Raw genomic sequence first — 12,650 nt, 5'->3', positions numbered from 1 at the left:
TCCTTGGTTACAAGAGGGAACTGGCAATCACTTTGAATACCAAGGTTTATGGGAGGAAACGGATGATGTCCACATCACGGGCCCGCATGGACGCGCGCGCCTGGAGCGTGCTGTTCGTACTGGCGGGAGCGGTCTTCCTGGAGGGCATCGACGTGGCGATGCTCAATGTGGCGCTGCCGGCCATCCGGGCCGATCTCGGCCTGTCGACCGGGATGCTCAGCGGCGTCGTCAGCGCCTACGTGCTGGGGTACGGCGGCTTCATGCTGCTGGGCGGCCGGGTCGCCGACGTCCTGGGCCGCCGCCGGATGTTCCTGTTCTGGCTGACCGTCTTCCTGGTCTTCTCCGGCCTCGGCGGCTTCGCCACCGAAGGCTGGATGCTGCTGGTCGCCCGGTTCGTCACCGGCGTGGCCGCCGCGTTCATGGCGCCGGCCGGGCTGGCGCTGGTCACCGGCAACTTCCCGGAGGGCCCGCTGCGCACCAAGGCGCTCGGTGTGTACGCCGGGACCGCCGCGGGCGGGTTCTCACTCGGCCTGGTCGTGGGCGGGCTGCTGGCCTCGATCGGCTGGCGCTGGGTGTTCTTCGCGCCGGTGCTGCTGTCGGCGCTGATCCTCGTGGCGGCGGTGCCCCTCATCAAGGAGACCGCCCCGTCGCGGCCCGCCACCGGCGGGTTCGACCTGGCGGGCGCGTTCGCCATCACCGGGGCGATGCTGCTGCTGGTGTACGGGGTGATCCGGCTGGAGCATCCCGGTGACGGCGTGGCCGGCACGGTGCTGACGTTCGCCGCCGGGCTGGCCCTGCTGGCGGCCTTCGTGGTGATCGAACGGCGCTCGGCCGACCCGCTCGTACGGCTCGGCATCCTTCGCTCCGGACCGCTGGTCCGGGCCAACCTGGGGGCACTGCTGTTCGTCGGCTCGTTCGCCGGGTTCCAGTTCGTGGCGACCCTCTACCTGCAGGAGGTGCGCGGCTGGAGCAGCTTGCAGACCGGTCTCGCCATGCTGGTGATCGGCCTGGACACCATTCTCGCCCCCACCCTGACGCCGCGGCTGGTGAACCGCTTCGGCAACGCCCGCGTGCTGTTCGGCGGGATCGTCGTGGCGGTCGTGGCCTACGCGCTGTTCCTGCCCGTCGGGATGGACTGGACGTACACCGCGATGCTGCCGACCATGCTCCTGCTCGGCGTGGCGTTCTCCCTGGCGTACGGCCCGCTGACGATGGCCGCCACCGACGGGATCGCCGAACACGAGCAAGGGCTGGCCAGCGGCCTGCTCTACACCTCGATCCAGTTCGGTACGGCGCTCGGGCTGTCGGCGGTGGCCGCCGTCGCCGCGCTCGGCGACGCAACCACGGCGGAGGCGCGGCTCGGCGCCCTGCAGGCCGCCCTGTTCGTCCCGTTGGCCGCCGCGGTCCTCGGCGTGCTGATCACCGCCATCGGCATCCGTTCCCGCCCCCGCGCGCGCTCTGGTGAACCCGAGCCCGCGCTCGCCGGCTGACAGCGCAAGGCCGTTCAACGACAAGGAGGAACCGATGGCCACCAGAACATCGTTCGCCGCGATCGAGAGCCAGTTCAACGCCTACATAGGCGACATCGTCTACGCCACCATGACCACCGTGGACGCCAAGGGACGTCCCCGGGCGCGCGTCCTGATCCCGATCTGGGAGACGGTCGACGGCCGCCCCATCGGCTGGCTCGCGACGTACCGGACGCCGGTCAAGGCGGCGCACCTGGCGAACAACCCGCACACCACCTTCTCCTACTGGAGCCCTCGCCAGAACGCCGTCAGCGTCGACACCGTGGCCGCATGGGACGAAGACGCGGAGGTCAGGCGCAGGGTGTGGGACCTCTACCGCACGGGCAGCCCGGCCGGAGCCGGTTATGACCTGGGCAACTTCTGGAAGAGCCCCGCAGATCCACAACTGCACGTGCTGCGGCTCACCCCGTGGCGGGTCCAGGTCATTCGCGGAGCCGACCTGCAGAGCAGGATCTGGCGGGCGGACTGAGCCGGGGAGGTGCGCGGGGGTCTCGGCCCCCGCGCACGTCACATGCCGAGGATCGGCCAGATGGACATTGCTGACGAAACCCTCCCGAACCTCTAGGCTCTTGCGGCGATGGAATGCGAAGACTTCACCCCTGGTTCCGGCCGCCTCGCCCCCCGGGCGGCCCTGCGCTCCGACGCCCCCAGCCTCGACCTGAACGGCACCTGGCGCTTCCGCCTGTCACCCACGGCCGGCGCCGCCGAGGACTTCGCCGCGCCCGGCTACGACGACTCCAGCTGGGACGAACTGCCCGTGCCGGCGCACTGGCCGCTGCACGGGCACGGCTCGCCCGCCTACACCAACGTCGCCTACCCCTTCCCGATCGACCCACCGCACGTCCCCACCGAGAACCCGACCGGCGACCACCGCCGCGCCTTCGACCTGCCGGACGGCTGGACCGGCGGCCGGCTCCGCTTCGACGGCGTCGAGTCGTACGCCAAGGTCTGGTTGAACGGGCACCTGCTGGGGTTCACCACCGGCAGCCGACTGCCGGCCGAGTTCGACGCGGGACCCTGGCTGAAGCCGGGGCGCAACGTGCTGGCCGTACGGGTGCACCAGTGGTCGGCCGCCAGCTACCTGGAAGATCAGGACATGTGGTGGCTGCCCGGCATCTTCCGGGAGGTGACGCTCACCCGGTCGAGCGCCGACGTGTTCGTGCACGCGGGCTTCGCCGGCGGGCGGGGCACGCTCAGCTTCGAAGGGGACGGCCTGCTCAGCGTCCCCGAGCTCGGGATCAGCGGCCTGGAGCCCGGCGTCGAGATCACCGCCGAGGTGGAGCCGTGGACCGCCGAGACGCCCCGGCTGTACGAGGCCGTCGTCACCACGGCCGAGGAGAGCGTCCGGGTGCGGGTCGGCTTCCGGACGATCGGCATCGAGGACGGGGTGCTGCTCGCCAACGGGCGGCCACTGCTGTTCAAGGGGGTCAACCGGCACGAGTTCCATCCCTCCCACGGGCGCGCGGTGCCGTACGCGACCATGCGCGAGGACGTGCTGCTGATGAAGCGGCACAACATCAACGCCGTCAGGACCAGCCACTACCCGCCGCACCCCGACTTCCTGCACCTGTGCGACGAGCTCGGGCTGTGGGTCATCGACGAGTGCGACCTGGAGACGCACGGTTTCACCCAGGTCGGCTGGCGGCGCAACCCCAGCGACGACCCCCGCTGGGAGGAGGCGTACCTCGACCGGATGCGCCGCACGGTCGAACGCGACAAGAACCACCCGAGCGTCGTCATGTGGTCCCTCGGCAACGAGGCGGGCGTGGGCCGCAACCTCGCCGCCATGGCCGCCTGGACGCGGGAGCGCGACCCGTCGCGGCCGATCCACTACGAGGGCGATTGGTCATGCGCGGACGTGGACGTGTACTCGCGGATGTACGCCTCGCACGCCGAGGTCGAGGCCATCGGCAAGGGCGTCGAGGACCCGCTGGACGACCCGGAGCTGGACGCGCGGCGGCGGGGGATGCCGTTCCTGCAGTGCGAGTACGCCCACGCGATGGGGAACGGGCCCGGCGGGCTCGCGGAGTATCAGGAGCTGTTCGAGCGGTATCCGCGGCTGGCGGGCGGGTTCATCTGGGAGTGGATCGACCACGGCCTGGCCCACCCCACCCTCGGGTACGCCTACGGCGGGGACTACGGCGAGCCGGTCCACGACGGGAACTTCGTCATCGACGGGCTGGTGTTCCCGGACCGGACACCGTCGCCCGGACTGCTCGACCTCAAGAAGGTGTACGAGCCGGTCGCGTTCTCCTTCTCGGAGAGCTCGGTGACGGTCCGGAGCACGTACGGCTTCCGCGACCTGTCCCACCTGTCCTTCTCCGGAGAGGTGGAGGCGGAGGGCGTGCCGCGGGCGGCGTTCCCGCTGGCGGTGCCCGCCGGCGGCGGTGAGGTCAAGCTGCCCGCGTTCCCCGCGGAGGAAGGCGAGCGATGGCTCACCGTCCGCGCCGTCCTGGCCGGCGACGAGCCGTGGGCGGACGCGGGCCACGAGGTGTCCTGGGCCCAGGTCCCGCTCACCGCCGGCGGCACCCCGTACCAGGGGACGGACGACCTCAGCGGGATTCACTACCGCCCGGTCCCGCCCGCCGAGGAATCCGCTCTTGGGCAGGACTCCGCCGACGGTGCTGCCACCTTCCTTACCCCAGCCACGTACGGTGAGCAGATCGAGGTCGCCGGGGCGACGTTCGACCCGGTGACCGGTCGTCTCACCCGCCTGTTCGGCCTCGACGTTGACGGGCCGGCGCTGGAGCTCTGGCGGGCGCCGATCGACAACGACCGGTACAGCGGTGCGGAGTGGCGGTGGCGGCAGCTCGGCCTGGACCGGCTCACCCATCGGGTGGACGCGGTCGAGACCGGGGACGGGCTGGTCGTGCGTACCCGGGTGGCACCGGCGGCGACCGACCTCGGGATGCGGGTCACGTACCGGTGGATCGCCGTGGGGGAGGGGCTCGAGCTGGTCGTGGACGTGGAGCCCGACGGCGAGTGGAGCGAGCCGATCCCCCGGCTCGGCGTCGCCATGTCGCTGCCGGGCCGGTTCGACCGGGTCACCTGGTTCGGGCGGGGACCGGGGGAGGCGTACCCCGACACCGGGATGGCCACCAGGGTCGGCCGCTGGAGCGCGAACATCGACGAGCTGCAGACGCCGTACGTGTACCCGCAGGAGAACGGGCAGCGGGCCGACGTCCGCTGGGCGGAGCTCAGCGGGGGTGGCGGACCCGGGGTCAGGGTGACGGGCGATCCGGTGTTCGGGCTGACCGCCCGCCGCTGGAGCACCGCCGACCTCGACCGCGCCACCCACCTGCCGGACCTGGTGCCGGGGGAGCGGGTGCACGTCAACCTGGACCTCGCCCAGCACGGCGTGGGCACGGCCGCGTGCGGGCCCGGCACCCTGCCGCGGTACGAGCTGACGGCTCGGCCGGCGACGCTCCGCCTCCGCTTCGACCCGGCGTAGACCTCGGCTGTGGAGGCCGTCGGTCCCCGTCTGGGACCGGCGGTCTCCTTGCCCGCTCAGTCGGCGGTGAGGGCGAGCTTCCCCTGGCGGGGTCCTCGCGCGGCGACCTCGTGCGCCCTGGCCGCCCGCGCCATCGGGAACACCTCCTGGACCGGAACACGGAAGCGGCCTTCCACGGAGAGCGTGGCCGCCAGGGCGAGGCCGTGCCGCCCGTCGGGTTCGCCGCCGACTTCACCGCGCGAGAGCCGTACCCCGAGCTCGGGGCCGCTGAAGTCGGCGATCGTGAGGACCGACGTCGGCGCGCCGGTCAGCGCGATGAGCTCGGGCAGCGAGCCGGCCCCGGCGACGTCCAGCGCGAGGTCGACCCGTTCGACGCCGAGAGCGCCGACGAGTTCAGCCGGCCCCGGCCCGTAGGTGGTGGGGATCGCGCCCAGGTCGGCGAGGAAGGTCTGGCTCTCCGGACGTGCCGTGCCGATCACCCGGGCGCCACGGGCGACCGCCAGCTGGACGGCGACGCTTCCGACGCCGCCCGCCGCGCCGTCGATCAGCAGCGTCGTTCCCGGCCGCACGTCGAGCACGTCGAGCGCCCGGGTCGCCGTCTCGATACTCGTGCCGGCGGCGCCGGCTTCCACCCACGACATCGACGGCGGCTTCAGACTCCAGAATCTCAGTACGGCGAACTCCGCGCTCGCGCCGCCGAGCTGGGAGAGGGCGACCGCGCCGAAGACCTCATCGCCGACCGCGAACCCGGTGACCTCCGCGCCGACCTCGTCGATCACGCCGGCCGCGTCCACCCCCGGGACGTGCGGCAAGGGAAGTCGTTCGTTCGAGCCGGCTCGTAGCGCGAGATCGACCGGCGAGATCCCGGCCGCCCTGACGGCGATGCGAACCTCGTCAGGGCCCGGGTGAGGCTCGGGAAACGGACCGACGGTGAGCACCTTGGGAGGACCGAACCGGTCGAACTGGACAGCGAACATGATGACCTTCTTCACCTGGGTGACAACAGCGCTACTACGCTAAACAGACAACCGGAACAGGTGTTTCGGATCGCGCGAAAGTGAGAGGGGCGGCGACCACAGTGACTCGGAAACCTCGCGTTGACGCGGCACACAATCGGCGGCACATCGTGGCGGTCGCGCATGCCGCGTTCGCCGCAGAGGGGCTGGAGCTGCCCATGCGCGAGATCGCCCGGCGCGCCGGCCTGGGCGTCGCGACGCTCTACCGGCACTTCCCGTCCCGCCCGGACCTCATCGGCGCCGTGCTGGCGGAGCAGGCGGCCGACTGCGGCGCGGCAATGCGGGCAGCCCTGGACGATCCCAACCCCTGGCGCGCGCTGAGCGGACTCATCCGCCGCTTCGCCGACTACCAGCTCCGGGAGCGGGGGCTGAACGACGCGGTGCTCGGCTCGCACGCCGCCGGACTCCCGTTCGCCGAACAGCGCCGCGCCCACGCGCGCGGGCTGGAGCGGCTCGTCGAGCGCGCCCGGCGTACGGAAGCCGTCCGGCCCGAGCTGTCGGTCGAGGACGTACGGGTCGGCCTGTGGGCCATCGCCTCGTTCCGGACGCTTCCCCCCGAAAGGGCCGGCACCGCGGTCCCGAGGCTGGCGAACCTGCTGCTCACCGCGCTGGCACCAGGCTCAGGCTCCCGTCAATCCTGAAGTCGGGAGGATCGTGCAAGCTCGTAAGAGCATCATTCTAACGTTCGCGCAGCTCAAGCTGGTCAAATAAAGGAGAAGCAATTCCCACGGAGCACTGATCGGCTCCACGAATGAACAGGTAGGCACACCATGAAGGTCGCCATTGTCGCCGGCGCCAGCTCCGGCATCGGGCAGAGCGCCGCCATCCAGATCGCCAAGCGCGGGGTCGGGGTGATCCTGACCTACAACGGCAACCAGGCCGGCGCGCTCGACACGGTCGCGGCCATCGAGAAGGAGGGCGGCCAGGCCGTCGCGCTGCCGCTGGACATCGGCAGGAGCGAGACCTTCCCGGCCTTCCGCGAGAGCGTCGTCGCGGCGCTGCGCGACACGTGGCAGCGGGACACGTTCGACTACCTGGTCAACAACGCCGGATTCGGGCGGATGGCCTTTTTCGAGGACACCACCGAGGAACTGTTCGACGAGTTCATGCGGGTCCTGCTCAAGGGGCCGTACTTCCTGACCCAGACCCTGCTGCCGCTGCTGGCCGACGGCGGCGCCATCGTCAACACCACCAGCAGCTCGGCGTCGGCCGCCGGCACGGAGGAGGGCTACTCCGCCTACGCGACGATGAAGGGCGGCCTGACCGTCCTCACCCGCTATATGGCCAAGGAGTTCAGCAAGCGCGGCATCCGCGTCAACTCCATCGCCCCTGGCACCACCCGGACCCGGATCGGGGACGACGCCTTCGCACGCTACCCCGAGCTGATCCCGGCCATCGCCGCGAACACCGCCCTCGGCCGCCTGGGCGAGCCCGACGACGTCGGCATGGTGATCGCGACACTGGTCTCGGAAGAAAGCCGCTGGATCACCGCCCAGAACATCGAAGCCTCCGGCGGCTACGGCCTCTGACCGAAGTCGAGCGCTTTCAGTTTCATTAAGGCGGCTCTGGAGAATGTGCGGGGCTGAGATGGAAAGCGTTGAAGTGTGTACGGATGACTCCGAACGCGTCGCAAGCCTACCGTGGATAGTGCATCATGCTAACAAGGAAAGGTGACTTAGATTCATATATAAAGTGGAGGTTTGGGCTATGTTGCGGGGAAAGGGCGGCAGGCGAGTTTTTGGGCCGGTCAAGTGCATCTCTGCGCTTCTGTGCATGATAGTGCTTCAGGGGTGTGCGGACTGGGCGCCCAGGGTGGTGGAGGCCGACCAGGTCGCTCTCGACGAAGTTTTCAGCGTCGGTACGGTGGTGGCGCAGACCACGGACGATCAGATATTCGACGAGAAAATCCAGCGAGTGGACGTCCTGATCACGGATGTCGGGGCCTCGTCTTTTGCGGAGGCGCTTGAGGTGGCGCAGGATCGCCTCGCGAAGCACGGCTGGAAGACCATCTTCAAGAATACCGACTCCATGGGAATGAGGTCGGACAGGTGGGAGCGCACTGATCTGGTGGCCCGTAGGTTCGCGGGTGCCGACTCCTTCTTTCTGGAAGTGCAGCAGCAGGTGGAGAAAGACCTCAAGTCCGATCCGTCGAAGTGGGACGAGTATCTGCTGGTGCACGTTTCAAAAGCAATCGAATAGCGTTGTCGGGGGTGCGGTGGGTGGCGTCTCCCTACCGTGCGGTCCACGGCCGGAGCTTCTCGGGATTGCGTACCACCCAAATGTGCTTGATCTGGTCGCCCGCGATGTCGAAGGCCGCCACCATCACGGTGACGCCATCGAGCTGCGCTACCAGGCCGGGCCGGCCGTTGACCGTACGTTCCAGGATCGCCATGTCGGGGGCTCGGCCGACGATGTGGGCGGTGTAGCGCGCGATCTGCTCGCGGCCTTCGATCGGGTGGAGCGCGGTGCTGACCAGGCCACCGCCGTCGGCGATCACCGTGGCGTCGGGGGCGAGGAGGCCGACCAGCGCCTCGACGTCCTTGGCTTCCCAGGCCCGCTTGAAGTCCCTGACGATGCTCGCGTTCCCGGCGGCTGTCGCGGTCGCGGTCGTGGATGCCTGCGCCTCGCGGACGCGACGGCGGGCCGAGGAGGCCAGCTGGCGGCATGCCGCCGGTGACCGGCCGAGGACCTGGGCCACTTCGGCGAAGGAATAGCGGAAGACATCGTGCAACACGAACGCGACGCGCTCGGCGGGAGTCATCGTGTCGAGCACGACGAGGAAGGCCATGGTGATCGACTCGTCGAGGGTGACGTGGTCGGCTGGGTCAGCCGCGATCCCACTCGTCCGGCCGCTGCTCCACTCGGCGCGGTCGGGCAGCGGCTCCGGGATCCATTCACCCACGTAGCGCTCCCGCCTGGCGCGTGCCGAGCCGAGCAGGTTCAGGCAGATGCGACCGGCGACCGTCGTCAGCCAGGCGCCGGGGGAATCGATGGCTTCCTGTTGCGTGCGGGACATGGCGTACCAGCGGGTGTAGGTCTCCTGCACGGCATCCTCGGCATCGGCCAGGGAGCCGAGGAGCCGGTAGGCGAGATTGATCAGCCGGCGCCGTTCGCCCATGATCGCGCTCAGGCCCGGGTCGGTCCGGCCGGGTCCCGGCTCGGCTGGGGTGGTCATGGCGCCGCCTGCTCCCCTGGTCTCGTCTGCCCGCACCTGTCCGACGAGACAGCGGTCGACATGGCCTGCCATCTCACATTCTCGGGGGCTGGTCGTTCGGCATGAGCGTCCTTCAGCTCAGCCAGGTCTGGACCGGCCGCCGTGCGCACGCGGTCGTCGCAGGCCGCAGGGGTGACGACGGCCTGGTCCGCGGGACCTCCTAGCCTCGCAGGTCGGACAGGTCTTCCTCGGTGAGAGTGAGCTCCCGCGCCGCGAGGTTCTCCTCCAGATGATCGAGGCGGCCGGTGCCCGGGATCGCCAGCACCGACGGCGAGGTCGCCAGCAGCGCGGCGATCGCGACCTGCGCGGTGGTCGCGCCCAGGCGTACCGCGACCTTGCCGAGCCGTTCGGTGTCGAGCGGCTCGCGGCCACCACCGAGCGGGAAGAACGGCACGTACGCGATGCCCGCTTCCTCGCACTGCGCCAGCAGCCCCGGATCGTCGGCGTGCACGTTCTGCACCGCCGCGACGGGCGCGATCGCGCGGGCCTCGGCGAACTGGGCGGCGTCGACGTTGCTGACGCCCAGGTGCCGGATCAGCCCCTGCGCGCGGAGCTCGGCCAGTACGGCGAACCGCTCGGCGATCGACTCGCCGCCCGGTCCGGTCATTCCGCCGACCCGCAGGTAGACCAGATCGAGCCGGTCCAGGCCGAGGGAGCGCAGATCCGCCTCGACCAGGCCGCGCAGCTGATCAGGTGTCGCCTGCCCGCTCGGCCTCCCGTCCGGGCCGGGCAGCGGCCCGACCTTCGTCGCGATCACCAGGCCGTCACGGTAGGGGGCCAGTGCCGTACGGATCAACTCGTTCGCCCGAACCTCGCCCCTGCCGTAGAAGGCGGCCGTGTCGATGTGGTTCACGCCCAGCTCCACGGCGCGCCGGAGCACGGCGATGCCGCCCTCCGCAGCGCGCGGCGGGCCGCCGAAGGTGCCCATCGCCAGGCGCATCGCGCCGAAACCGAGCCGGTTGATGGTCAGATCTCCGCCGAGGGAGAAGGTATCGATCGTCATGACCCTCATGCTGTCCGCCGCGACGCCCCCCGGCGAACGCGTGGCAGCATGCTGCCAGACTGGAGGAATGCGCAACGAGCAGGTGTTCTCAGTACAAGGGGACGCGGAGCTGGTCGCGCGTGCCGGTCACCTCTTCGCGTCCGCACGGACCGAGTTCCTGTGTGCCGCCCGGGACCTCAACACCTGGTCGCAGCCGGAGCCCAGAGCCGCGATCGGGCACCGGATGCGCGCCACGGACCTCATCTCCCGCAAGCTGCTGAGCCCGGTCGCACTCGCCGACGAGGACGACCGCGCGCACCTGCGGCTGGTGCAGAGTCTGGGCGCGCTCGTACGGATCAGTGGCTCGCGGCTGCCGCACGAGACCATCCTCATCGACCGTCGGGTGATGATCCTGGCCGGTCAGGAGACCCCCAACGGCCGCGAGTACACCGTGACCACGTCGCAAACCTTGATCGACGGCGTCCACTCGCTGTTCGAGGCGATCTGGGACACCGCCGCCGATCTCGACACCTACCTGCGCGGCGACATCCCGGACCTCGACCCCGACGGCCGCCTGATCCTCCAGGCCCTGGGTTCGGGCCTCACCGACGCTTCGGCGGCCAAACGGCTCGGCGTCTCGCTCCGCACCTACCGGCGGCGCGTGGCCGACCTGATGGTCAAGCTCGACGCCGACTCCCGCTTCCAGGCGGGGTTGCGCGCGGGCGAGCTGGGGCTACCCCGCTGAAGACCGTGCTCAACGTAAGGCTGCGTACGCGTCGATGCAGTCGTGCGTAACACGTCACCGCTGCCCCGTGCGGCCTGCATTGACGGCGGTGAACCAGGCGTCGGCATGGGGAACGGCTTTCCGCGTGCAGCGCCTGGACAGGGTCGGTCGTGGGCGTCCCGGCGGGGATACTGGGCGGAGTAATTCATCCGAAGGAAGAGCATGAATGCACATTCCGAGGCGGGCAGCCGCCTCACCGCCATGGGCACACAACTGCTCGAAGTGCATATCTGGCTCCGCGAGATGCTGGAAGACCTCCAGGACAGCGTCGACGACTACTTCGACGGCAAAGGGCTGCCGCCACGGGACCTGCGTGCCCACTGTCTGTCCTTCTGCACGGCATTGACGCGCCATCACACCGGCGAGGACAAGGGCGCGTTCCCGGCGATCGCCGAGGAGTTCCCCGAACTGCGCAAGGTGCTCTCCGACCTGCGCACCGACCACAATCAATTGGACTGGCTGCTGGGCAATCTCCAGAAACTGCTCGAGTCCCTCCCGGAAAAGCCGGACCCCGCCACGGCCGCCAAGGTGCGCGAGGAGGTGACGGCGCTGTCGGCGGTCATGCAGACGCACTTCATCTACGAGGAGAAGAAGCTGATCTCCGTACTCAACTCGATGGATGTGCCCGAATGGCGCGAGAACCGGCCCGACTTCCTGCTGATCGACGACGAGGACGGGTCTCGGACGTCTCCTCCGTGAGGTCCCACGCCAGAAAACGGCGACCGCAGACCGCCCCGGCTTGACCGGCGCAGTCCTTGGCACAGGATGTGCAGTCCGCGCATCGTGGTCACCTGATGCAGTCAGACATGCCCTTGGCTGACATGGACTTGCACCGGCAGCTCGGAGGTGCGTGAGTTAGCCCAGCTATTTGAAGATGGCGTCGAACAGTTGGGTGACTGGCCAAGAAACGATCGCCCCTATCAGCGCTGAGAGTAACATGACGTTCAGCCAATTTGGCTGACGAGACCTGTTCCGGGCAATCCGGCGGCGTAGCACGCGCTGGCAGCTGAGGTTCGCCATGTCCGCCACCTGATCGTTCAAGAATAATATCCAGAGCGCTATCAGCAGGAAAAACGCGAGCATCAACCAGATATTGCCGATGTCTGAGCCCCAAATTATGAGAGCCATGATGGTACGGGGGGCCGAAGCGAAATACCTGCCACCGGAGCCAGGCACGGCGGTAGTAGCGCGCCCCCACCCGATTTGCCGTTGATGGCGGACCGGACTCTGGTCGCAAGTCTTCTTCAACGCTGTTGCTGTCAATAAAAGCGCTGACAGGAATATCCACAGCTTCGATCATAGCTCCTGAGGCCCAGGGGGAGTGATGCCTGTTGCAGACGTGCAAGCCAAGTCGCCGGCATGGGGTTGTACCGGCAACTCGGGGGCGCGTGATCAGGGCTCAAGCTCGCGCATCTCTGTCCCTGCTTGACGCAGCTTTTCGTACGCCTGCTTCGCCTTCTCAGCTTCAGCTCGTCCGGAATACCAAGAGGTTTGGAGCTTCGGGAACCACTCGCCGATCTTCGTCGGGTTTTGAAGAGGTATACAGCAGCCGAAGCGATACTGACGCTGCCAGCCCCTGTGATGACCAGATCCATCACGAGTGGGGAGTTCATCGAAATACGCTTGGCCCTTATACGTATGGCGCTGTTCCAGGACGCCACGGTATGCCTGATG

11 protein-coding genes are annotated in these 12,650 nt (G+C 69.1%); 8 read left to right on the top strand and 3 right to left on the bottom strand.

What is annotated here, in order from left to right; translation table 11 throughout:
* The first annotated feature begins 62 nt into the window (after positions 1-62).
* From IEY87_RS15210 to IEY87_RS15200, 3 genes are all read left to right on the top strand, one after another.
* Positions 63-1,490, top strand: a complete 1,428-nt coding sequence (locus IEY87_RS15210; RefSeq protein WP_225277309.1) for an MFS transporter — start codon at positions 63-65, stop codon at positions 1,488-1,490.
* Between the two features lie 34 nt (positions 1,491-1,524).
* Complete coding sequence (locus IEY87_RS15205) at positions 1,525-1,998, top strand: pyridoxamine 5'-phosphate oxidase family protein (RefSeq protein WP_189139264.1); 474 nt, start codon at positions 1,525-1,527, stop codon at positions 1,996-1,998.
* 108 nt (positions 1,999-2,106) lie between these two features.
* The gene (locus IEY87_RS15200) at positions 2,107-4,980 is read left to right on the top strand and encodes a glycoside hydrolase family 2 TIM barrel-domain containing protein (protein WP_189139263.1); all 2,874 of its coding nucleotides are present in this window, start codon (positions 2,107-2,109) and stop codon (positions 4,978-4,980) included.
* A 56-nt stretch (positions 4,981-5,036) separates the two neighbouring features.
* Here IEY87_RS15200 and IEY87_RS15195 read toward each other — a convergent pair whose 3' ends face one another.
* Positions 5,037-5,957, bottom strand: a complete 921-nt coding sequence (locus IEY87_RS15195) for an NADP-dependent oxidoreductase (protein WP_189139262.1) — start codon at positions 5,955-5,957, stop codon at positions 5,037-5,039.
* Positions 5,958-6,106: 149 nt separating this feature from the next.
* Between IEY87_RS15195 and IEY87_RS15190 the strand changes: the two genes are divergently transcribed.
* The 3 genes from IEY87_RS15190 to IEY87_RS15180 all read left to right on the top strand — a co-directional run bounded on the left by IEY87_RS15190 (position 6,107) and on the right by IEY87_RS15180 (position 8,195).
* Entirely contained in the window at positions 6,107-6,637 is a 531-nt protein-coding gene (locus IEY87_RS15190) for a TetR/AcrR family transcriptional regulator (protein WP_225277310.1), read from the top strand.
* Between the two features lie 129 nt (positions 6,638-6,766).
* The gene (locus IEY87_RS15185; protein WP_189139260.1) at positions 6,767-7,525 is read left to right on the top strand and encodes an SDR family NAD(P)-dependent oxidoreductase; all 759 of its coding nucleotides are present in this window, start codon (positions 6,767-6,769) and stop codon (positions 7,523-7,525) included.
* 286 nt (positions 7,526-7,811) lie between these two features.
* Complete coding sequence (locus IEY87_RS15180; protein WP_189139259.1) at positions 7,812-8,195, top strand: hypothetical protein; 384 nt, start codon at positions 7,812-7,814, stop codon at positions 8,193-8,195.
* Positions 8,196-8,226: 31 nt separating this feature from the next.
* Here IEY87_RS15180 and sigJ read toward each other — a convergent pair whose 3' ends face one another.
* Both sigJ and IEY87_RS15170 read right to left on the bottom strand, forming a co-directional pair.
* Positions 8,227-9,171: an RNA polymerase sigma factor SigJ gene (gene sigJ, locus IEY87_RS15175; RefSeq protein ID WP_189139258.1), complete on the bottom strand. Its 945-nt coding sequence runs from the start codon at positions 9,169-9,171 to the stop codon at positions 8,227-8,229.
* A 199-nt stretch (positions 9,172-9,370) separates the two neighbouring features.
* Positions 9,371-10,213 (bottom strand): oxidoreductase, encoded by an 843-nt coding sequence (locus IEY87_RS15170; protein WP_189139257.1) that lies wholly within the window; start codon positions 10,211-10,213, stop codon positions 9,371-9,373.
* 67 nt (positions 10,214-10,280) lie between these two features.
* On the opposite strand from IEY87_RS15170, the gene IEY87_RS15165 reads away from it, so the two are divergent.
* Both IEY87_RS15165 and IEY87_RS15160 read left to right on the top strand, forming a co-directional pair.
* Positions 10,281-10,937 carry a helix-turn-helix domain-containing protein gene (locus IEY87_RS15165; RefSeq protein WP_189139256.1) on the top strand — a complete coding sequence of 219 codons (657 nt, stop codon included), beginning with the start codon at positions 10,281-10,283 and terminating at the stop codon, positions 10,935-10,937.
* 201 nt (positions 10,938-11,138) lie between these two features.
* Entirely contained in the window at positions 11,139-11,675 is a 537-nt protein-coding gene (locus tag IEY87_RS15160) for a hemerythrin domain-containing protein (protein ID WP_189139255.1), read from the top strand.
* Positions 11,676-12,650: the final 975 nt, after the last annotated feature.

This window comes from Nonomuraea glycinis (genome assembly GCF_014646515.1).
Lineage (GTDB): Bacteria > Actinomycetota > Actinomycetes > Streptosporangiales > Streptosporangiaceae > Nonomuraea > Nonomuraea glycinis.
This window is presented reverse-complemented; position numbering and strand designations above follow the sequence as displayed.